At 31.5% G+C, this 22,026-nt stretch carries 25 protein-coding genes and 1 tRNA gene; 15 read left to right on the forward strand and 11 right to left on the reverse strand.

Annotated elements, in window-relative coordinates; all coding sequences use genetic code 11:
• Nucleotides 1–23 precede the first annotated feature (23 nt).
• From aqpZ to M9Q43_RS09925, 6 genes are all read left to right on the forward strand, one after another.
• Complete coding sequence (gene aqpZ, locus M9Q43_RS09900; RefSeq protein WP_262318770.1) at nt 24–749, forward strand: aquaporin Z; 726 nt, start codon at nt 24–26, stop codon at nt 747–749.
• Nucleotides 750–798: 49 nt separating this feature from the next.
• Nucleotides 799–1,401, forward strand: a complete 603-nt coding sequence (locus tag M9Q43_RS09905; RefSeq protein WP_262318771.1) for an alpha-ketoglutarate-dependent dioxygenase AlkB family protein — start codon at nt 799–801, stop codon at nt 1,399–1,401.
• A 139-nt stretch (nt 1,402–1,540) separates the two neighbouring features.
• Nucleotides 1,541–1,822 carry a TIGR03643 family protein gene (locus M9Q43_RS09910; RefSeq protein ID WP_262318772.1) on the forward strand — a complete coding sequence of 94 codons (282 nt, stop codon included), beginning with the start codon at nt 1,541–1,543 and terminating at the stop codon, nt 1,820–1,822.
• Nucleotides 1,823–1,977: 155 nt separating this feature from the next.
• Nucleotides 1,978–3,840, forward strand: a complete 1,863-nt coding sequence (locus M9Q43_RS09915) for a M61 family metallopeptidase (RefSeq protein ID WP_262318773.1) — start codon at nt 1,978–1,980, stop codon at nt 3,838–3,840.
• A 166-nt stretch (nt 3,841–4,006) separates the two neighbouring features.
• Complete coding sequence (locus M9Q43_RS09920; protein ID WP_262318774.1) at nt 4,007–4,732, forward strand: DUF4369 domain-containing protein; 726 nt, start codon at nt 4,007–4,009, stop codon at nt 4,730–4,732.
• 154 nt (nt 4,733–4,886) lie between these two features.
• On the forward strand, nt 4,887–5,555 hold the full coding sequence (locus M9Q43_RS09925; RefSeq protein WP_262318775.1) for a hypothetical protein: 669 nt from the start codon (nt 4,887–4,889) through the stop codon (nt 5,553–5,555).
• Nucleotides 5,556–5,831: 276 nt separating this feature from the next.
• On the opposite strand, the gene M9Q43_RS09930 is transcribed toward M9Q43_RS09925, so the two are convergent.
• The 6 genes from M9Q43_RS09930 to idi form a co-directional block, all read right to left on the reverse strand.
• A tRNA-Thr gene (locus tag M9Q43_RS09930) sits at nt 5,832–5,905 on the reverse strand.
• Nucleotides 5,906–5,982: 77 nt separating this feature from the next.
• Nucleotides 5,983–6,252 carry a hypothetical protein gene (locus M9Q43_RS09935; protein ID WP_262318776.1) on the reverse strand — a complete coding sequence of 90 codons (270 nt, stop codon included), beginning with the start codon at nt 6,250–6,252 and terminating at the stop codon, nt 5,983–5,985.
• Between the two features lie 57 nt (nt 6,253–6,309).
• Nucleotides 6,310–7,275 carry a type I phosphomannose isomerase catalytic subunit gene (locus tag M9Q43_RS09940; protein WP_262318777.1) on the reverse strand — a complete coding sequence of 322 codons (966 nt, stop codon included), beginning with the start codon at nt 7,273–7,275 and terminating at the stop codon, nt 6,310–6,312.
• Nucleotides 7,276–7,349: 74 nt separating this feature from the next.
• The gene (locus M9Q43_RS09945) at nt 7,350–7,802 is read right to left on the reverse strand and encodes a peroxiredoxin (protein ID WP_262318778.1); all 453 of its coding nucleotides are present in this window, start codon (nt 7,800–7,802) and stop codon (nt 7,350–7,352) included.
• Between the two features lie 2 nt (nt 7,803–7,804).
• Complete coding sequence (locus M9Q43_RS09950; protein WP_262318779.1) at nt 7,805–8,215, reverse strand: 6-pyruvoyl trahydropterin synthase family protein; 411 nt, start codon at nt 8,213–8,215, stop codon at nt 7,805–7,807.
• A gap of 50 nt (nt 8,216–8,265) precedes the next feature.
• Complete coding sequence (gene idi, locus M9Q43_RS09955; RefSeq protein ID WP_262318780.1) at nt 8,266–8,793, reverse strand: isopentenyl-diphosphate Delta-isomerase; 528 nt, start codon at nt 8,791–8,793, stop codon at nt 8,266–8,268.
• Nucleotides 8,794–9,091: 298 nt separating this feature from the next.
• Here idi and M9Q43_RS09960 point away from each other — a divergent pair, with 298 nt between their 5' ends.
• Nucleotides 9,092–9,538 (forward strand): cold-shock protein, encoded by a 447-nt coding sequence (locus M9Q43_RS09960; RefSeq protein WP_262318781.1) that lies wholly within the window; start codon nt 9,092–9,094, stop codon nt 9,536–9,538.
• A 102-nt stretch (nt 9,539–9,640) separates the two neighbouring features.
• Entirely contained in the window at nt 9,641–10,519 is an 879-nt protein-coding gene (locus M9Q43_RS09965; protein WP_262318782.1) for a phospholipase A, read from the forward strand.
• A gap of 4 nt (nt 10,520–10,523) precedes the next feature.
• Here M9Q43_RS09965 and M9Q43_RS09970 read toward each other — a convergent pair whose 3' ends face one another.
• Nucleotides 10,524–12,086, reverse strand: a complete 1,563-nt coding sequence (locus M9Q43_RS09970) for an NAD(P)/FAD-dependent oxidoreductase (protein WP_262318783.1) — start codon at nt 12,084–12,086, stop codon at nt 10,524–10,526.
• A gap of 80 nt (nt 12,087–12,166) precedes the next feature.
• On the opposite strand from M9Q43_RS09970, the gene M9Q43_RS09975 reads away from it, so the two are divergent.
• Nucleotides 12,167–12,403 carry a hypothetical protein gene (locus M9Q43_RS09975; RefSeq protein ID WP_262318784.1) on the forward strand — a complete coding sequence of 79 codons (237 nt, stop codon included), beginning with the start codon at nt 12,167–12,169 and terminating at the stop codon, nt 12,401–12,403.
• Here the strand turns inward: M9Q43_RS09975 and M9Q43_RS09980 are convergent.
• Nucleotides 12,400–13,266, reverse strand: a complete 867-nt coding sequence (locus M9Q43_RS09980; protein ID WP_262318785.1) for an AraC family transcriptional regulator — start codon at nt 13,264–13,266, stop codon at nt 12,400–12,402. The genes M9Q43_RS09975 and M9Q43_RS09980 overlap by 4 nt on opposite strands.
• Nucleotides 13,267–13,355: 89 nt before the next feature.
• Between M9Q43_RS09980 and M9Q43_RS09985 the strand changes: the two genes are divergently transcribed.
• Nucleotides 13,356–13,718 carry a DUF983 domain-containing protein gene (locus M9Q43_RS09985; protein ID WP_262318786.1) on the forward strand — a complete coding sequence of 121 codons (363 nt, stop codon included), beginning with the start codon at nt 13,356–13,358 and terminating at the stop codon, nt 13,716–13,718.
• A 57-nt stretch (nt 13,719–13,775) separates the two neighbouring features.
• Here M9Q43_RS09985 and recQ read toward each other — a convergent pair whose 3' ends face one another.
• Entirely contained in the window at nt 13,776–15,971 is a 2,196-nt protein-coding gene (gene recQ / locus M9Q43_RS09990) for a DNA helicase RecQ (RefSeq protein ID WP_262318787.1), read from the reverse strand.
• Between the two features lie 85 nt (nt 15,972–16,056).
• Between recQ and M9Q43_RS09995 the strand changes: the two genes are divergently transcribed.
• The 4 genes from M9Q43_RS09995 to lptB all read left to right on the forward strand — a co-directional run bounded on the left by M9Q43_RS09995 (nt 16,057) and on the right by lptB (nt 19,153).
• Entirely contained in the window at nt 16,057–17,022 is a 966-nt protein-coding gene (locus tag M9Q43_RS09995; RefSeq protein WP_262318788.1) for a KpsF/GutQ family sugar-phosphate isomerase, read from the forward strand.
• Nucleotides 17,022–17,843 carry a twin-arginine translocase subunit TatC gene (gene tatC / locus M9Q43_RS10000; RefSeq protein WP_262318789.1) on the forward strand — a complete coding sequence of 274 codons (822 nt, stop codon included), beginning with the start codon at nt 17,022–17,024 and terminating at the stop codon, nt 17,841–17,843. The genes M9Q43_RS09995 and tatC overlap by 1 nt, the downstream gene beginning before the upstream one ends.
• A 3-nt stretch (nt 17,844–17,846) precedes the next feature.
• Nucleotides 17,847–18,191 carry a carboxymuconolactone decarboxylase family protein gene (locus M9Q43_RS10005; RefSeq protein WP_262318790.1) on the forward strand — a complete coding sequence of 115 codons (345 nt, stop codon included), beginning with the start codon at nt 17,847–17,849 and terminating at the stop codon, nt 18,189–18,191.
• Nucleotides 18,192–18,352: 161 nt separating this feature from the next.
• The gene (gene lptB, locus M9Q43_RS10010) at nt 18,353–19,153 is read left to right on the forward strand and encodes an LPS export ABC transporter ATP-binding protein (RefSeq protein WP_262318791.1); all 801 of its coding nucleotides are present in this window, start codon (nt 18,353–18,355) and stop codon (nt 19,151–19,153) included.
• 44 nt (nt 19,154–19,197) lie between these two features.
• Here the strand turns inward: lptB and M9Q43_RS10015 are convergent, their stop codons facing one another.
• Nucleotides 19,198–20,049 carry a glycoside hydrolase family 25 protein gene (locus M9Q43_RS10015; RefSeq protein WP_262318792.1) on the reverse strand — a complete coding sequence of 284 codons (852 nt, stop codon included), beginning with the start codon at nt 20,047–20,049 and terminating at the stop codon, nt 19,198–19,200.
• The gene (locus tag M9Q43_RS10020) at nt 20,049–20,792 is read right to left on the reverse strand and encodes a CDP-alcohol phosphatidyltransferase family protein (RefSeq protein ID WP_262318793.1); all 744 of its coding nucleotides are present in this window, start codon (nt 20,790–20,792) and stop codon (nt 20,049–20,051) included. The genes M9Q43_RS10015 and M9Q43_RS10020 overlap by 1 nt, the downstream gene beginning before the upstream one ends.
• A gap of 127 nt (nt 20,793–20,919) precedes the next feature.
• Here M9Q43_RS10020 and M9Q43_RS10025 point away from each other — a divergent pair, with 127 nt between their 5' ends.
• Entirely contained in the window at nt 20,920–21,993 is a 1,074-nt protein-coding gene (locus M9Q43_RS10025) for a putative type IX sorting system protein PorV2 (protein ID WP_408611255.1), read from the forward strand.
• Nucleotides 21,994–22,026 lie beyond the last annotated feature (33 nt).

Below are 22,026 nucleotides of genomic sequence, written 5' to 3' on the forward strand. Positions count from 1 at the left end.
ATTGTAATTAAAACTATTTAACTATGAGAAAATTATTAGCTGAATTTTTCGGAACCTTTTGGTTGGTATTTGGTGGCTGTGGCGCTGCGGTTTTTGCAGCTGGCATTCCTAATATCGGAATTGGATTAGTAGGTGTTTCCCTAGCATTTGGACTAACCGTTTTAACAATGGCTTATGCTGTTGGGCATATCTCTGGCGGTCATTTTAATCCTGCAGTAACTTTAGGATTATGGGCAGGCGGTCGCTTTTCTGAAAAAGAAATATTACCCTACATAGTATCACAAGTTTTAGGAGCTACTGCTGCTGCAGGTGTTTTATATTTAATTTTAAATGGTGGTAGTGGAACTGAATTTGCAGCTGATTCTGCAGGTGCTTTTGCATCTAATTTTTATGAATCTAACGCTTTTGATCCAAAAACATATTATAATGGTGTTGGATTTTCAATGGGAGCCGCATTTTTAGCTGAATTCATTTTAACGATGTTTTTCCTAATTATCATTTTAGGCGCAACAGATAGATTTGCAAACGGGAAATTCGCTGGAATTGCTATTGGTTTAGCATTAACGTTAATTCATTTAATTAGTATTCCAATTACAAATACTTCTGTAAATCCTGCACGTTCAACTTCACAAGCATTATTTGTACAAGGTGAAGCATTAGGTCAGTTGTGGTTGTTTTGGGTAGCTCCAATTGCTGGTGCTATTGCTGCTGGATTTATTTACAAAAATTTATTACAAGACAACAAATAAAATTAACTCTAAAGAATTAAATTAGCGATGTATTAACATCGCTTTTTTTATGCTCAATTTATTTCCAAAAGAGAAAATAATATTGCCGTTACCTGATGCGGTTTTTGAATTTTATCCAAATTTCTTCCATAAAGAAGAAGCAGATATTTTGTTCGAAAAATTACTATCAGAAACACCTTGGCAACACGATGAAATTAACATTTTTGGAAAGAAAATGCTACAACCTCGACTTACATGCCTTTTCGGAAATGAAGGAAAACCTTACTCGTATTCTGGTTTAACCATGCAACCACAACCTTGGAATAGCACGATTATGCATATAAAAAATGAAGTTGAAGCCAATTGCAATGAAAACTTCACAAATGTTTTAGCCAATTTATACCGAAACGAAAAAGACAGCAACGGTTGGCATGCAGATAACGAACGAGAATTAGGCAGAAATCCAATAATTGCATCCGTGAGTTTTGGTGAAGAACGAAAGTTTCAGTTGAAGCATGTTTCGGACAATAACATAAAATTATCACTCAATTTGAACCACGGAAGTTTATTACTAATGAAAGAAGGTAGTCAAATTCATTACAAACACCAAATTCCGAAAGCAACACAACCAAAAAACAATAGAATAAATTTAACATTTCGAACAATTTTGTAAATATTTTTTAAAAAATCACTTCAAAATCATCTCATTTTTAAAAAATTCTAAAAAAGAAATTGGCACATTTTTTGAATTTATTTTTTTACTAATATTGAACTATAAACCAAAAAATAAAATTAGAAATAGATTTCATTTCATGAAAAAGAAGAAAATTTCAGAATTCGACAACGAAACATTAGACAGAGTTGTTGCTATGGCGCAAGAGGAAAAAAAACCTTTTGAAGTTTTAAAAGAAGAATTTGGCGTATCAGAAAACGAAGTGACTGAGTTAATGCGAAAAAGATTATCTAAAGACAATTTTGAACTTTGGAAAAAGAAAGTTACCGCAACTAAACCTAAACCTAAACCAATAAAATACAACGAATTGGAAGATGACGATTTAGATAGTAAATATTACTTTAAAAATAAATTTGATTAAAATTTAACTCTTGTTCTGCAAGAGTTTTTTTATTTTATACAGAAATTTGTTTAATGCAAATTACAAAGATAAATAACACACAATAAAATATCAAAACTATAAAATTGTAACATTTTATTCATTTTATCTACTTATGGTTATAAACTAAGATTAAAATGAAAAAAATAATTCTTTCACTTGCAATGGTGAGTTTTCTTTGGAGTTGTACTTCAACCCAAAATGCAACTTCAACAAAAAACGAAGTTGATGTTACAATTGATTTAATCAATGTAAAAGACGACAAAGTAATGGTGACAATAGCAACACCAACTTTTACAACCGAAACTACTACTTTTTACATTCCTAAAACAGTTCCTGGAACCTATTCTGAAGACGATTATGGTCGTTTTGTAGAAAATGTAAAAGCATTTGATGCAAAAGGGAATGCTTTAAAAATTGCGAAAATTGATGAAAATTCATATACAATTTCTGAAGCTACTAAATTAGCTAAAATTACTTATTTAGTTAATGACACATATGATACTGAAGGTGGTGCAGGTTTTGGCGAAAGCGAAGACGTTTTTTCTCCAGCAGGAACAAACATTAATGCTGGTGTTAACTTTATGCTAAACACACATGGTTTTGTTGGCTATTTTAAAGGAAAAGAAGAAACTCAATATAAACTTACAGTAAAACATCCTGCAAATTTATTAGGTGTTTCTGCTATGACTGATGCAGATGCAAGCGACACTTCAGATGTTTTTGTGATGCCAAAATATGCTAACTTGGTAGAAATGCCAATTATGTATTCTAAGCCAGATTACACTTCATTTATGGTAGATGATATGGAAATCATCATTAGTGTATATTCTCCAACAGGAAAATATACAGCTAAACAAATTACTCCTAATATGGAAAACATGATGAAAGCACAAAAACGCTTTTTAGGACCTATAAACTCAACAAAAAAATATGCCATTTTGTTGTATTTATCCGATATGAAAGCTAAAGATGCTAAAGGTTTTGGTGCATTAGAACATCCTACATCTACAACAGTAGTAATGCCCGAAATGATGGGATTAGAAATGTTACAAGAACAATTAAAAGATGTAGTTTCACACGAATTTTTTCATATAGTAACACCATTAACGGTCCACTCAAATGAAATTCAGTATTTTGATTTTAACAAACCAGAAATGTCAGAACATTTATGGATGTATGAAGGAGTAACGGAATATTTTGCAAATTTATTTCAAGTAAATCAAGGGTTAATTGATGAAAAAGAGTTTTACGAAAGAATGGCCGGTAAAATTGCACAATCGCGTCAAATGAACGATAATATGAGTTTTACTAAAATGAGTAAAAACGTATTAAATGCACCATACAAAGACCAATATTTGAATGTGTATCAAAAAGGAGCATTGATTGCTATGTGTATTGATATTCAAATTCGTGAAAGTAGTAATGGTAAAAAAGGGATTCTAAACTTAATGCAAGATTTGGCAAACGAATATGGGACTAAAAAAGCGTTTAAAGACGAAGAATTATTCGGTAAAATTACTGAATTAACTTATCCAGAAGTTGGCGCATTTTTAGACAAATATGTTGCAGGTGAAACGCCTATTCCTTACGAACAATATTTTGCAAAAATGGGGGTAACAGAAGCAACTATTGAAGTAGTTGGAAATCCGTTTTTAAAAGGACAAACACAACCTTACATTACTGTTGATCCAAATACTAAAGAAATTATGATTTTACCTGAAATTGAATTAAATTCTTTCATGACAACTTTAGGATTAAAAAATAATGATAAAATCATCGCAATCAATGATAAAGCTTATAATCTTGATAATATCTATGATATGATTATGGCTAGTATGAACTGGAAAGATGGCGAAGCTATTTCTGTAAAAATAAAAAGAGACGGTAAAGAGCAAACAATCAAAGGAAAAATTGTGATGCCAAAAGAAAAACAAGATGGTTATCAATCTACAGACGAAAGCAAAAAAGCTGTTCGCGAAGCTTGGTTAAGAGGCTAAATAATTTAAGATTGCAGAATTACGATTTTTGAATTTTGAAGTATTTATAACTTTAAATTAAATTTTGACTTTGCAATTGAATTTGAAAATTGACATAGAATCCTCAAAGTACTTAGTATTTTGAGGATTTTTTTATTTACTTTGCGAACTCAAAACAAATCAAAGAATGAAAAAGATATTTTTAGCTGTAATTGCCTTAATCACACTAATTGCTTGTGACAAAAAAGAAACTGTTGAAGGAGCAAATGTTCATATTACAGGAAATGTTGAAGGCTTGAGCCAAGGCAAATTGTATTTACAAAAAATAGAAGATACTACATTAGTAATTATTGATAGTATCCAAATTAATGGCGATTCAAAATTTGAAAGTCACATCAAATTAGACAGTCCAGAAATGTTGTATTTAGCTTTAGATAGAGGACAAACCAATTCAATTGACAATAGCTTACCATTCTTTGCTGAGCCAGGAAATATTACTATTGAAACTACATTAAAACATTTTTTTGCTGATGCAAAAGTTAAAGGTTCTAAAAACCATGATTTATGGATAGAATTCAAAAAAATCAACGACCGATTTAATGACGAAAATTTAGTTTTAATGGAAAAGCGTTTGCAAAACGAACTAAAACCAAACCCTACAACTACAGATAGTATTGAAACAGCCTACGAGAAGCTTTTAAAGAGAAAATATAGATACACAGCACATTTTGCTACCACACACGGTGATGCTGCCATAGCTCCTTATTTAGCACTTTCAGAAATTGCAGATATCAACACCACTTATTTAGACACCATTCAAAAAAGCTTAACACCAGAAGTTGCCAAATCAAAATACGGAAAAATGCTTAACCAGCATATTAAGGAACGAAAAGCGATTGAAGTTCAGAAATAAAGTAAAGCGGTCAGTAATTGACCGCTTTTTTTATAGTTATAATTTACTAGCTTTCTTACGAATCTTTTCGCACGAATCTTTTCGCACGAATCTTAAAAACAAATAATTTTATTATTTTTGAGAAAAAGCAAATAAAATAGAAAAAAGTGTTACGATGGATAAAAGGAGTTCAATCAAAGAACAAATTAATAAAAATCAAATTATGCGTTTAAAATATTTATTTTTATATGCTCTCACAACTGTTCTTATTTCTGGATGTAGTAATAAAATTTTTAAAAAGAATGAAATTGAAATTGAATTTATTTATAGAAGTTCATTAGTAAAATCTTCTATTAAATTAAAAAATGATGGAACTTTTTGTTACAGACATAATGCAGAGTCTTCAGAAACAATTACAAAAGGCTATTGGATACTAAAGGACAATAATGAAATAATTCTAAATAGTTATAATGATTATTTAACAGATACAATTATTGTAAAAGAGCTTGACAAAGTTAAATCCGATACAGCAACTTTAAGAGTTTATGATTTCTATTACAACAAACCAACTGATTATGCAACATTAAAATTCAACGATAGTGATAGCATTCTTCAATTGGATGATAATGGAGAAATAAAATTTAAAAAACCAAAGGATTTTAAACTACTAAATATATCAACATTCAGAAAAAGTTATACATATCAAATTAAAGATACAAATTGCACAACTTTCGACATTAATCTTTATGAAAAAAATGAATATGAATATTTTAAAAACAAAAAACTCCAAATTAAAAATAAAAAAATTTATAGGAATAATACATTAATATATAAAAAAGAATGAATAGGATTATTAGAAATAATTTTAATTTCATTTCAAAAATAACGACTAACTTATGGCGTCATACTCTTTATTACAATATCTTAAAACGTTCAAAAAAAACTTACATGCTCGCTAGCGCGAGCATCTTGATCGTGACTACATATCAAAAATCATTTCATACTTTGTGTGCACAAGCGTTTTAAAAGATTCTGAAATCAAAGATTCAACGAAGTTAAACAAGTTCAGAATGACTTTAAACAAAAAAACCACCACATTACTGTGATGGTTTTTAATTTGAGCCGGCGGAGGGACTCGAACCCACGACCTGCTGATTACAAATCAGCTGCTCTAGCCAGCTGAGCTACGCTGGCAACTCAAATTTCGAGTGCAAATATAAGGGTGAATTTTTAATTTCCAAATATTTTTTGCACTTTTTTTATTGATTTTTTTAATTTAATTCGTTTATTTTTGCAACAAATTGATTAGCAGCCGCTTCGTATTCTTTACGAATTTGTTTGAAATGTGCTTTTTTATTTTCAACATCTCTTTGATTTGCTTTCGTCATTAAAGAATCAAAAGTTTCGTAGATTTCGTCCTCTAATTTTTCAGAAGCTTCAGTTGGTCTTCCACCGTTAGTCATTTCCCAAACATACACGATGTTTAAAATATCACCATAAACGTAATTGATTTCTTTTTTCAAGTTTTTAACGCTTGCCATTTTTTATAAATTTAAAATTTGGTACAAAATTACATAATATATTTTGTTCTCAGCAAATTATATCGAAATTTCTAATACTGTAGCTTTTCCTTTCAAGGTTAAATGATCAATAATTGCCGGAATCAAAATCGTATCTCCCATTTGATATCGCATAATTTCGCCATTTAAAATCAATTCAAATTGCCCATTGGTACACATAAAAACGGTAAAAGCGTCTTTTGATTTTTTCCAAATAAAACGATCTTGCAAAGCAATAATATTTGTTTTAAAGTAAGGACAATCCACTACAACTGAAGAATGATTTGGTTCTTCGAAATAATCAATTTTTGAATGTGTTTTGTAGTAATTTATAGCTTCTAGAGCTAATTCGGTGTGTAATTCTCTACCTTTTCCGTTGACATCTACTCTATCCCAATCGTAAATACGATACGTAACATCACTAGTTTGCTGAATTTCTGCTAACACAACGCCTGCGCCAATAGCATGAATGGTTCCGGTTTCTAAAAAGAAAACATCTCCTTTTTTTACAGGATATTCTTCTAATAAAGAAATCAGTTTTTTATCGGCTAATTTTTCTAAATATTCTTTTGGATTGGAATCATTTTTAAATCCAACTACTAAACGAGCTGTTTCATCGGCTTGCATCACATACCACATCTCGGTTTTTCCAAATGAATTATGACGTTGTTTTGCTAATTCATCATTGGGATGTAATTGAATTGACAAATCTTCTTTAGCATCAATAAATTTGAATAATAATGGAAATTGTTTTCCGAAACGAGCTATAACCGATTTTCCTAAAATTTCTGTTGGATGTAAATCGATGATTTCGTTGATGTTTTTACCTTCAAAAACACCAGATGCAACTACACTAATATCACCAGGTACAGTTGAAATTTCCCAGCTTTCACCTGTTGTTTCAGAAACGATTGATTTATTAAGATACGATTTTAACTTCGTTCCGCCCCAAATACGGTCTTTTAATATAGGCGTGAATGTTAGTGGATAAAATTTCATATTCAAAATAGTGAACAACAAAGATGCGAAAATCTACCCAATTACTAAAATTGATTAACTTAGTTTTATCAGAAAATATATTATTTAGACTTTTTAATAGAGTCTAAAGCTTTTATAATGTGATTTTTAGCACTCATATTATCAAAAATATAAATTGCCTTTCCAGAAGCATTAAAAACATAAGTAACTCTACCCGGAATTAAACCAAAAAGCGCAGTAGGAACTCCAAATAACTTGCGTAATTTTCTATCAGAATCAGAAAGTAAAACAAAAGGTAATTTATGTTTTTGTTGAAAATTTTGATGAGAACTAACCGAATCACCACTAACACCTATTACTTCGGCACCCAAATCTTGAAAATCTTGATAAGCATCTCTAAAACTGCAGGCTTGTGTGGTGCAACCTGGCGTATTGTCTTTTGGATAAAAATAAATTACAACCGGTTTATTTTGAATCGAATTAGAATCAAAAGCGGTTCCGTCTTGTTTGACAGCTGTAAAATGTGGTAATTTATCACCTATTTGAATTGACATAATTAGTTTCCTTTATAGGTTACAAAGTTTCTTGGTGTTTCATACAATGTTATTTCTAACTCTTTATCACTAGCAATCAAAACGCGAAGTTTGTTCCAAATAATGTAAGCAATGTGCTCGGCTGTTGGATTCAAATCTTTAAATTCGGGAACGTCTTCGTTTAAATTTTTATGGTCAAAAGCTTCTTCAATATGTTCTTTGATTAAATCAGACAAAATCTTCGTATCAATAACATATCCAGTTTCTTTATCTACTTCACCAGTTACCGAAACAATCAATTCGTAATTATGACCATGAAAATTTGGATTGTTGCATTTACCAAAAACTTCCTGATTTTTTTCCATAGACCAATCTTTTCGATACAATCGATGCGCGGCATTAAAATGGGCTTTTCTTGAAACGGTTACTCTCATGTTGATGGGTTTTGGGTAAAAGGTGAAAGGTTTTGGTTAATGCTTTAATTTTAAATCTTATGTTCTTCTAAATAATGATAAAACTCGTCGAATATAATTTTAAACCAAACCGTGTAAATAGTTGGATTTTGAATCATATCATCTTTTATTTCTTCAATTTTCATCCATTTCCAACTTTCTACTTCGTCATCATTAATAATTGGTTCTCCGTTGTAATAACCAATCATAACGTGATCCAGTTCGTGTTCGGTTAAACCATTATCAAACGGTGCTTTGTATATAAAATGAAACAATTCTTTTAGCTCCACTTCAAAACCCATTTCTTCAAACAAACGACGTTTTCCAGCTTCAATATTTGTTTCTCCGGCTCTTTGATGACTACAACAAGTATTTGTCCACAATAAGGGAGAATGGTATTTGTGATGTGCTCGTTGTTGAAGCATCACTTCATTATTATCATTCAAAACAAAAACCGAAAAAGCTCTATGCAAAACTGCTTTTTCATGCGCTTCCATCTTGTTCATTAGTCCAATTGGTTCATCATTTTCGTTCACCAATATCACTTGTTCTTCTTTCATAGCTTTTTATATACTTGTCAAAAATACGAAAAAAGTCAGGACAAAACCGTTGTTTTTTTGTTTGTGAAAAGTTTAACGTCTGTTGAATAATTATAACTTTTTCAAAGTAAAATGCAAAAGAAACGTGTAAAATGAAAAAGTTTACTATATTTTCACTACTTTTGTATCATTGGTAATGATAATAATTTCTTCTTGCAAAACTTTGACTCAAAGTACTTTATACATTTTTGTTTATTTAGCTTGTGTATTTTTATCCTTATACTTTTACATAATATTAATTTAATTACGTTTACATTTAATGGCTAGACCACAGGAAACTTTTAACAAAAAAGAACAAGAGAAACTTAGAGCTAAGAAAAAGAAAGAAAAACAAGAAAAAAAGGAAGCTCGAAAAGCAAATCCAAAATTGTCTGGAGAGGATATTTATGTGTATGTTGACGAAAACGGACACTTAACTAACACACCACCAGATCCTTCTAAAAAAATTATTGTTGATGTGGATAGCATCGAAATTAATACTTCAAGAAGAACGGAAGCTGATGAAGCACCTGTTGACAGAAGAGGAACAATTGATTTTTTCAATGAATCTAAAGGTTTTGGATTTATTAAAGAAATTGAAACTGGCGAAAAATACTTTGTTCATATCAGTGGTTTATTAGACGATGTTAAAGAAGGAAATTTAGTTACCTATGAATTAGAAAAAGGTGCTAAAGGAATGAATGCCGTTAGAGTTAAGAAAATATAATTCTTTTTAAGATATATAAACAAAATCACAGTTTTCACTGTGATTTTTTGTTTTTAGAATAGCTTTTATTCGTAAATTTCCATTCGTTAAATAAAAATACTCATGTATAAATTCTCATTGATTTTGTTTTTGCTTTCGTCGATTGCTTTTGGTCAAGAAAATGAAAATGACACTATTATAATTACAAAAACATATTCGCAACGATGGGAATTAAATGATGCTGACAAGAATGGAACTTTTCGATTAATGTCGTACAAACCTATTTACATTACTGCAGGAAGAATTTCTAGCTATCCAAACAAACAACCTAAAAGCGAAAATCCGGATTATTCTGCAACTGAAAGTTCGCCTTACAATAATGTTGAAGCAAAATTTCAATTGAGTTTTAAAACAAAAGTGGTTCAAGACTTATTGTGGGGAAAAGGAGATATTTGGATAGGATATACACAAAAAGCACATTGGCAAATTTACAATAGCGATATTTCGAGAGCATTTAGAGAGTTAAATTACGAACCCGAAATCATTTTTAAATATCCTATGCGATTTAATTTTTTAGGTGGCCAATTCAAATCGGTTGGCGTTACTTTAAATCATCAATCGAACGGAAAAAACTTACCTACTTCTAGAAGCTGGAACCGAGTTATTTTTCACACCGGATACGAAATAGACAATTGGATTATAACATTAAATCCATGGATTCGACTATCGGATGATGAGGATGAAAATCCAAAAATTACCAAATATATTGGAGATGGAGAACTAAATGTGGCTTATACCTACAACAGACATCAATTTTACACCATCATTACACACCCATTTTCTAGTTGGGAAGGCGGAAGCATTCAATTGAATTATGTGTTCCCAATAAAAGGACATTTACGTGGTCAAATTCAATTGTTTGACGGATATGGAGAAACCATGATTGATTATAACCATAGACAAACTACTTTAGGAATAGGAATTTCTTTTGCCGATTGGTAGAATTTTAAACTTGTAAACTCTCCGCAATTTTCAACGCACATTTTTCACCATCAATTGCTGCAGAAATAATACCGCCAGCATAACCAGCACCTTCTCCACTAGGATACAAGCCTTTAATTTGAACGTGTTCCAAAGAAAAGTTATCTCTTGGAATACGAACAGGTGATGACGTTCTACTTTCAGGCGCATGTAAGATCGCTTCATTCGTCATGTAACCGCGCATCGATTTTCCGAATTGCACAAAACCTTCTCGCATAATTTGCGATAAAAATCCAGGAAAAACTTGTCCCATTTCAACCGAAGTTGTACCAGGAACATAAGAAGTTTTAGGAATATCTTTTGAAACTTTATTTTGAGTAAAATCAACCATTCTTTGTGCAGGAACTTTTTGAGTTTCTCCAGCCAAATGCCATGCTCTTTGCTCGATGGCTTTTTGAAATTCCATTCCAGCTAACGGTCCGAATTTTTCATAAGGTTTAAAATCTTCCAGTTTTAATTCCACCACAATTCCAGAATTTGCTGTTGCTTGATCACGTTTTGAAGGCGACCAACCATTGGTAACTACTTCACCAGGAGCTGTAGCACAAGGCGCAATAACACCACCCGGACACATACAAAACGAATACATGCCACGACCATTGACTTGTTTTACAATAGAATACGGTGCTGGAGGCAAATAATCACCTCTAAAATCGCACGAATATTGAATTTGGTCAATTAATTCCTGTGGATGTTCTGCTCGAACACCTAATGCGAAAGGCTTCGCTTCAATATGAACACCTTTTTTATGCAACAATTCAAAAATATCACGAGCCGAATGTCCTGTAGCCAAAATAACTTTGTTTGCCGAAATCACATCGCCATTTTGAACTACAACGCCTTGCATTTCGTTGTTTTTGATTACAAAATCGGTCACACGAGTTTCAAATAGTACTTGACCACCACATTCAATTATTTTTTCTCGAATATCTTGAATAATTTGTGGTAATTTATTAGTTCCGATATGCGGATGTGCTTCTACCATAATATCTGGCGTAGCTCCAAAACCAACTAAAAGCGCTAAAATTCTGTCGATATCACCACGTTTTTTAGAACGTGTATATAATTTTCCATCCGAATACGTTCCTGCACCACCTTCGCCAAAACAATAATTAGAATCTTCGTTTACGATATGGTCCACATTAATCGCTTTTAAATCGCGACGACGACCACGAACATCTTTTCCACGTTCTAAAACGATAGGTTTTAAACCTAATTCGATTAATTGTAAAGCAGCAAATAATCCGGCTGGACCTGCTCCTACTACAATTACTTCTTGTTTGTTGGCAACATTTGGGTAATCGGGTAATTCTATTTTTTGGGCTTTATATTCTTCACCAACTAAAAACACATTCGCCTTAATATTCATCTTAATGGCTTTCTGACGCGCATCAATAGAACGTTTTAAAACATCTACTTTTTGAATTTCTTTTGGGCTAACCTGAAATAACTTGGCTACATGTTGGGCTAACAAACTTTCGTTTGCCGCTACTTCTGGTGAAACTTGAAATTGAAATTCGCGTGGCATATTTTGTTCTTGTTAATTATGATGCAAAAATAGTAATTTGATAGCTGACTTTGTAACTTTGCTTCTTTGAAACTTATAAAATGCGAAAAATAAAACTGATTTGGGATTTTAGAGGTGAAGCAGCTGCTAAAACTGCAGAGCATCACGATATTCATTTAAAAGAATATTTAGATGAGGAAAAAATAACGTTAGAAAAAACGGGATTTGAAATCATAAATGAAATGCACGCTATTGCTTTTATTGTGGTAGAAGAAAAAGACATGATTACCTTTAGAGATGTTTTAAAACCGCACCGAGGTGAAGTTTACCAAGATTAATTTTTTAATTGATTAACGAATTCTGTTGGAGTCATCCCAACATTTTTTTTAAACAATTTTGAAAAATAAGAATAATTGGAATAGCCTAATTCATCAGCAATTTGAGCAATGTTCTTGTTTTTATCAACCATGATTCGCTTACTTTCCAAAATTACTCTTCTTGTAATTAACTCTGTAATAGTTATATTCAATATATTCTTAGATATTCTATTAAGATGTTTTAATGTAATGGACATTTTATCTGCATAAAAGGAAGGTGATTTTTCGATTTTATAATACTCTTCTAATAGTATTTCAAATTCTTTTAACTTATGATTGTATGTTGAAGTTAAATGATTGGATTCTATATTGTAAATCCTTAAAATTTCAACTAAAATACAATCTAGTAAATTAAGCATTTTATCTTTCTTTTGAAGTTGATCTTCTTGATTTTCATTTACAATTAATTCAAAAAAAGGTTCAATTTGTTTCATTTCATCAATATTCAAAACCAATTCTGGTTTATTTTTAGACGATTGAAAAAACAAATATTCCTCAATTTTCTTATCTCTAAAATGCAAATTATAAATCTCTTTAGAAAAGAAAACAATATATCCATCAATATCAGACGAAAGTTCCCACAAGTGAATTTGTCCAGGTTGCATCAAAAAAAGACTTCCTTTAGTTATATCAAAAGTGTCGAAATCAATTTTATGCAATCCAGTTCCATTTGTGAATAAAACCAAAACATAAAAATCATGTCGGTGCAACGACTCTATAAAACGATGTTCTTTCAAGTGATTTTGAAACGTATTCACGTATAAATTATGATGAAAGAAATTATGCTTGAATTTCTTAATTTCATAAACTTCATCTCTTTCCATAATCAAATGTCCTTTTTGTATTATAATAAGCGAAAATACGAAACCAATTTTAAATTATAATCTTCTAAATTTGCTGAAAATAAAAACAAATGTTAAAAACCATTATAAGCATGTTTGGAAACAAATGTCCAAATTGCAACAAAGGAAAGATTTTTGAAAAAGGATTGTTGCATTTTAGTTTTAGTTTTCCGAAAATGCATAAAAACTGTTCAAATTGCGGAACAAAATTTGAAAAAGAACCTGGCTTTTTCTTTGGTGCTATGTTTGTTAGTTACGGACTAGGTGTTGGCGAAGCTTTAATAACTTATTTTATTTGCATGCCGTTTTTTGAAGAAACTTTCGATTTACGAATCATCCCAATAATTGGAGTTGTGATTTTAAGTTTAACCTTAGTCAACATCAAATTATCTCGAATCATTTGGATTTATATGTTTAAGGATTATTCGGTGTAAAAGAAAACCCAAACTCTTTTTAAATGGAGTTTGGATTTTTATTTTTGGAATCTAATACTAATTCGCTACTTCACTAATAAACTTAATTCGCATTAAACGAAGTTCTTCGATGTCATAATCGCCATCAAATTCTTTTAAAGCGTCTTTGATATTATCCGATTCAGAATCCATGAAATAATCATGAATCTCTTCTTGTTGGTCTTCGTCTAAAATTTCATCAATCCAATAACTGATGTTTAATTTAGTCCCCGAATACACAATTTGTTCCATTTCTTTCAACAAATCGTCCATTGATAAACCTTTTGCTTTAGAAATATCATCTAAGGCTAATTTTCTGTCAACGTTTTGAATAATGTATAATTTTAATCCTGAATTTGCTCCCGTAGACTTAACCACCAAATCATCCGGACGAATAATATCATTATCTTCTACATATCTGATAATTAAATCGATAAATGGTTTTCCATATTTTTTTGCTTTGCCTTCACCAACTCCATGCACATTGCTTAATTCGTCAATAGAAATTGGATATTTTAAAGCCATGTCTTCTAATGAAGGATCTTGAAAAATAACAAATGGAGGAACACCTAATTTCTTTGCTTCTTTTTTACGTAAATCACGCAACATACCCATTAAGGCTTCATCAGCAACACCCGTTGATTTTGCAGCTGTTACAATTGCCTCATCTTCTTCTTCATTGTATTCATGATCTTCCGACATCATAAACGATGTTGGTCTTTTTATAAATGCCTCACCTTTTTGCGCTAATTTTAAAACTCCATAGGTTTCAATGTCTTTTGATAGCAATCCATCGACTAATACTTGACGAATTAATGCCATCCAATATTTTTCATCGAATTTAGAACCACTACCAAAATAAGGTTGCGTGTCTATTTTCTGAGCTTTTATCACCGCATTGATTTTGCCCACTAAAGCAAAAATAACTTCTTTAGATTTGAATAATTGTTTTGTATCTCGCACCACTTTCAACAAAGTAACTACTTGGTCTTGGGCTTCTACTTTAGATTTTGGATTACGAACATTGTCATCCATATCAGCTCCATCACCATTTACATCGTCAAATTCTTCACCAAAATAATGCAATAAAAATTTACGACGCGACATCGAAGTTTCAGCATAAGCCACCACTTCTTGCAACAATGCAAATCCAATTTCTTGTTCGGCAACTGGTTTTCCAGAAAGAAATTTTTCTAACTTTTCAATATCTTTGTATGAATAATACGCCAAACAATGACCTTCGCCACCATCACGACCAGCACGACCTGTTTCTTGATAGTAACTTTCTAATGATTTTGGAATATCGTGGTGGATTACAAAACGCACATCAGGTTTGTCAATTCCCATACCAAAAGCAATAGTTGCTACAACAACTTCTACATCTTCCATCAAAAACATATCTTGATGTTTTGCTCTCGTTTTAGCATCTAAACCAGCATGATAAGGCACTGCACTAATACCGTTTACTTGTAAAACTTGTGCAATTTCTTCCACTTTTTTACGACTCAAACAGTAAATAACACCTGATTTTCCTTTATGTTGTTTGATAAATCGAATAATATCCGATTCAATATTTTTAGTTTTTGTTCGTACTTCGTAATATAAATTAGGACGATTAAATGAAGCCTTGAAGGTATTCGCATTTGGCATGTCCAAGTTTTTCAAGATATCCTCTTGTACTTTTGGTGTTGCTGTTGCTGTTAATCCAATCATAGGCACATCGCCTAACTGACGCACAATGTTTCTTAAATTTCGATATTCTGGTCTAAAATCATGTCCCCATTCTGAAATACAATGTGCTTCGTCGATTGCTACAAACGATAACTTTACCGATTGTAAAAATTGAATATACTCTTCTTTAGTAAGTGATTCTGGTGCTACATATAACAATTTTGTAACGCCAGAAGTGATATCTTTTTTTACTTGATTTACTTCGGTTTTATTTAATGAAGAATTCAATACATGAGCAATACCATGCTCTGAGCTTAAGCTTCGAATAGCATCAACTTGGTTTTTCATCAAAGCAATAAGCGGCGAAACTACGATTGCAGTTCCGTCTAATACTAAAGCTGGTAATTGATAACACAATGATTTTCCACCACCAGTAGGCATAATCACAAATGTATTATTGCCTGTGATGATACTCTTAACTACTTGTTCTTGAAGACCTTTGAATTGGTTAAAACCAAAATATTTCTTTAATTCTTTATGTAAATCAATTTCGTGTGGATTCATTCTCTATTAATATGATTTTACCTAAATTTGCAAACATAAAGATACGATTTTCTTTAATACACACAAATTTTTTAATATTTCTATTTTGAGCACAACTGAAACTATTTTAGCAACCGCAAAAAGAACACTTCTATCTGAAAGCAAAAGCATTGAAACTCTTGTAAATTACTTGGACGATGACTTTGCAAAAAGTGTTACCGAAATATACAACACCAGAGGAAGATTGGTGGTAACCGGAATTGGAAAAAGCGCATTAATCGCTCAAAAGATTGTTGCCACTTTAAATTCAACTGGAACACCTTCTATGTTTTTACACGCAGCAGAAGCAGTTCATGGTGATTTAGGAATGGTTCAGCCTGAAGATATTGTAATTTGTATTTCAAAAAGTGGAAATAGTCCTGAAATAAAAGTGTTAGCTCCGTTACTAAAACGTTTTGGAAATACTTTAATTGGAATGACAGCTGATAAAAACTCTTTCTTAGGGAAAGAATCACACTATATTTTACATGCTTATGTTGAAAGTGAAGCGTGTCCTAATAACTTAGCACCAACAAATAGCACTACAGCTCAATTAGTACTTGGAGATGCTTTAGCAGTTTGTTTAATGGAAATGCGCAACTTTAAAAGTGAAGATTTTGCAGTTTATCATCCCGGTGGCGCTTTAGGTAAAAAATTATTACTTCGCGTTAAAGACATGTTAGATACGACGCACAAACCAATGGTTACTCCAGATGCATCAATCAAAAAAGTAATCATGGAAATTTCAGAAAAACGTTTGGGTGTAACAGCAGTTATTGAAAACAATCAAGTAATAGGTATTGTAACTGATGGAGATATTCGTAGAATGCTAAACAATCGTGATACTTTTACTGATTTAACAGCAAAAGACATTATGACAAAAAATCCAAAAAACATCAACTCGAGTATTTTGGTTTCTGAAGCATTGGATATTTTAGAGAACAACTCTATTACGCAATTAGTTGTAATTGACAACAATGAATACAAAGGAATTTTACATTTACACGATATTTTAAAAGAAGGCATTGTATAATGGCAGATAAAAAAATAAAAGAGATGTCATTTTTAGATCATCTCGAGGAATTGCGTTGGTTATTAGTTAGAAGTACGATTGCTATTTTAGTATGTGCCGTGGTGGCTTTTTTCTTTAGCGATTTTATATTTAATGAAATTATTTTTGGACCAAAAAGTCCCGATTTTATAACGTATCATTTTTTCTGTGAATTGGGAAAACAATTTGATATGGCTGACACAATGTGTATTACCGAAATAAATCTTCCTATTCAAAACAGAGAAATGGGCGGACAATTTTCGATGCACATGTGGACATCAATTACTGTTGGATTTATTTTTGCTTTTCCTTTTATATTATGGGAAATTTGGAAATTTATTAGCCCAGCTTTGTATGATAATGAAAAAAAATATGCCATTTCGTTCATCATTGTTTCATCGATATTGTTCTTTTTAGGTGTTTTATTTGGCTATTATTTAATTGCACCTTTATCGGTTCAATTTTTTGCAAGTTATATCATCAGTCCAGAAATCAGCAATGCAATTGATATGGATTCGTATATTAGTTTAATGAAAACATCAGCTATTGCAAGTGGTTTATTATTTGAATTGCCTATCATAATTTATTTTTTGACAAAAATTGGATTAGTAAATCCAGAGTTTTTAAGAAAATACCGAAAATACACGTTGATAATCGTACTAATTATTGCCGCAATTATAACACCACCCGATGTTTTGAGTCAAATTATTGTTACCATTCCAATTATGGTATTGTATGAAGTAAGTATTTTGATTAGTGTTTTAGTCGTGAAAAATCAAGAAAAAGAAAAATTAAAAGCATAAGCTATGTCAGATTTAGTAAAAGAATTCAACGATTATCGTTCTAAAATGAACGAAAAATTATTAGCAGATAACAACAAAGTCATCAAAAGAATTTTCAACGTAGACACCAATGCTTACATGGAAGGCGCTTTAGATGTAAAAACAAAAGAACTCTTAGGATTAGTAGCTTCCGCAGTATTGCGTTGTGATGATTGTATCAAATACCATTTAGAAACTGCTTACAAAAATGGCGTGACTAAAGAAGAAATGATGGAAAGCATGGGAATTGCTACTTTAGTAGGCGGAACCATTGTAATTCCTCATTTAAGAAGAGCATATGAGTTTTGGGAAGCTTTGGAAAACAATTAGTTTATTTGAAAATTAATCAATTTGAAAATTTGAAAATGTAATTATTTGTTAATTCATTTATTCTATTGATTATTTTTACTTTATTTGTTTATTGATACTATTTAAGATATGATTTTGAGCATTTACTTATTTTCAAATCTTCAAATTTTCAAATTAAAATCATGAAATTAAGAGCAGAAAATTTAGTTAAAACCTATAAAAAAAGAAGTGTAGTAAAAGGAATTTCCGTTGAAGTAAATCAAGGAGAAATCGTAGGTTTATTGGGTCCAAATGGTGCCGGTAAAACCACTTCGTTCTACATGATTGTAGGTTTAGTAAAACCAAATAGCGGAAATATCTATCTTGATGATATGGATATTACCAACTTTCCTATGTACAAACGCGCACAAAATGGAATTGGTTATTTGGCACAAGAAGCTTCTGTTTTTAGAAAATTAAGTATCGAAGATAACATTTTGAGTGTTTTGCAATTAACCACACTTTCAAAAGCGGAACAAGAAGCTAAAATGGAAGAATTAATTGCAGAGTTTGCATTGGAACACATTCGTACCAATAGAGGTGATTTACTTTCAGGAGGTGAGCGTCGTCGTACTGAGATTGCACGTGCTTTAGCAACTGATCCAAAATTCATTCTTTTGGACGAACCATTTGCTGGAGTTGACCCAGTTGCAGTAGAAGATATTCAACGAATTGTAGCGCAATTAAAAAATAAAAACATCGGGATTTTAATTACCGACCACAATGTTCAAGAAACATTAGCAATTACCGATAAAACCTACTTAATGTTTGAAGGAGGAATTCTTAAAGCTGGAAAACCAGAAGAATTAGTAGCAGACGAAATGGTAAGACGTGTTTACCTTGGGCAAAACTTTGAATTACGTAAAACTAAAATCGACTTCGAAGCACCTAAAACAACTATCATTCACGGTAAAGGAGAATTGAATTTAAATAAAGAAGAATAAAAAAATCCCTCAACAATTTGAGGGATTTTTTTATTTCATTTCCGTTATCGAATACATTTCAACAGCAACTTATTTTTATCGCCATTAAAAATATTTATATCTACCATACCTTTAATACCTTCGATTTGTGCTTTTTCGGTGAATTGCCAAAACTGCCAATCGGATTCTAAATCGTTTCGCCAAAAATTATAATTGGCAATCCAAAGCGGATATTCTGAAAATTCTTCTTTTAAGAAATCGGTATAGTAACTCTCTCCCGAATAAATGATTGGTTTTACTTTGTAATGCTTTTCAATTCTATTTAACCAGCGACGTAAACCAACTTTTAAACTATCAATCGATTGTGATTTGGGTAATTTTTCAATGTCTAAAACTGGAGGCAAATCGCCTTTTTGCAATTTCACAGTCTTAATAAAATTTTCGGCTTGTTCGATCGAATTTTCGTTGGGACGATAATAATGATAGGCACCTCGAATCAATTGACGCTCTTTTGCAGCTTTCCAATTTTCTTTAAATTTAGAATCAATTTTGTCTTTTCCAGCGGTGGAACGAATAAAAACAAATGATAGTTCAAACGCTTCATCAATATGGTAGGTTTGCTCCCAATCGATTTCACTTTGGTATTCTGAAACATCAAAACCAATAGCTTTATTATCGTGTTTATGAAGCACTTCGTAGATTCGAATATCTGTTAATTTTCGTTCATCAGCAGATAATTCGTTGGCATATTTATCGGTTTTAAAACCCAAATAATATAAAAAACCATCTCGAAATTTATAAATACCAATCGTAATAATTAGTAACAGAAAAAAAGAAAAAACAACCAAAAACCACTTTCCAAAAAAACGCGGTTTATTTTTCTTAACAGTTCTTTTTCTTCGTATAGGTTGTGCCATTATTTTTTAGCCAAAACAGTATTGTTTATAACCGATAACGCAACATAAAGTAAAATTATTACAGGTAAAGCTGTAAAACCTATTAGAAACAATAAAACAACCGATAAAGCTAAAAAAATGACTTGTAATTTATTTTTCTCCCAACTAAAATCTTTCATTTTTAGTGAAAAAAGTGGAATTTCGGCATTTAACATGTAAGCGCTCAATATGGTAATTGCAAGTAAAATAAATGGATTATACAAGGCTTCAACCAACCATTCATGCGTTCCTGCATATTGAATCATCGGAATACTCATAATCAACAATGCATTTGCAGGCGTTGGCAAACCAATAAAAGAATCCGTTTGACGTGTATCAATATTAAATTTTGCTAAACGATAAGCCGAAGCCAAAGTAATAATAAAACCTAAATAAGGTACAAATCCCATATAATAAAATTCTTCCGTCAAAAAGTATTTTGAAGTATCGTCTTCTTGAATATCTTGAAACAACTTAAACATCATCAATCCAGGTACAACTCCACTAGTAACCACATCGGCAAGCGAATCCAATTGCAAACCTAATTCACCTGAAACTTTAAATTTTCTTGCTAAAAATCCGTCCCAAAAATCAAAAAAGATACCCAAGCAAACAAAAATAAAAGCTTCGTCATAATAGCCTTTAAAAACGGCAATAACTGCTAATAAACCACTTGCAAGATTTAATAAAGTAATAGTGTTTGGAATGTGTTTTTTAATTTGCATACAAATACGTTTAAAATAGTCAAAAGTAGCGACTCAAATAATTTACAGCAAATGTAATACAATAAGTTAATACATTTAGAGTTTAGTATTTAAGAAATTTATTTCATCTTTGTAAAAAAAATTGGCGTTGAAAAAGACCTTTTTATTTCTATTTGTTTTTTTAACTACTATAAACTATGCGCAAACCGTTCGAAAATACTCGAATGAGTTTATGAGTATTGGTGTAGATGCTGCTGCATTAGGAATGTCTAATGCTGTGGTTTCTCATACTAGCGATGTTAATTCTGGTTATTGGAATCCAGCGGGTTTACTAAAATTAGAAGACAAACAATTTTCGTTGATGCACGCTAGTTATTTTGCAAATATTGCTCAATATGATTATGCTGCTTTTGCAATGCCAATTGATAACCGAAGTGCAGTTGGGATTTCGTTAATTCGTTTTGGTGTAGACGACATTTTAAACACCACTCAACTAATTGACAGCGAAGGGAATATTGACTATAACAGAATTTCACTATTTTCTACAGCCGATTATGGATTAACAGTTTCCTATGCCAGAAGTTTACCAATTGAAGGTTTAAATTATGGCGTAAATGCGAAAGTGATCCGAAGAATAATTGGGGATTTTGCTAATTCTTGGGGATTTGGATTGGATTTAGGAATTCAGTATATTAGTGATGACGAGGATTGGAAATTTGGTTTAATGATTCGCGATATTACTACTACATACAATACTTGGACCATCGACGAAGAAAAATACCAAGAAATTGCAGATGCTATTCCTGGAGAAAATCAAGAATTGCCTGAAACCAGCGAAATTACATTGCCAAAAGCACAATTGGGAATGTCAAAAAAATGGATTATTAGACACGATTATAGTTTGTTAGCGGCAACAAATTTAAATATGCAATTTGCCCGAACAAACGACATTATTTCAACAAATGCAGTAAGTATTGACCCTGCTGTTGGTTTTGAATTTGGTTATATTGATTTGGTTTATTTACGAGGTGGTGTTGGGAATTTTCAACAAATTACACAAATTGATGATTCAAAAAAATTAAGTTTTCAACCTAATATTGGATTAGGATTCAAATACAAAGGCATTCAAGTAGATTATGCTTTAACCGATTTAGGTGACCAAAGTGCTGCTTTATATTCTAATATTTTTTCGATAAAAGTAGATTGGGAATTGTTTAGATGATAGATGTTGGGTGATGGATGCAGGAAGTTGGAA

The organism is Flavobacterium odoriferum (genome assembly GCF_025499515.1).
In the GTDB taxonomy this organism is placed as follows: domain Bacteria; phylum Bacteroidota; class Bacteroidia; order Flavobacteriales; family Flavobacteriaceae; genus Flavobacterium; species Flavobacterium odoriferum.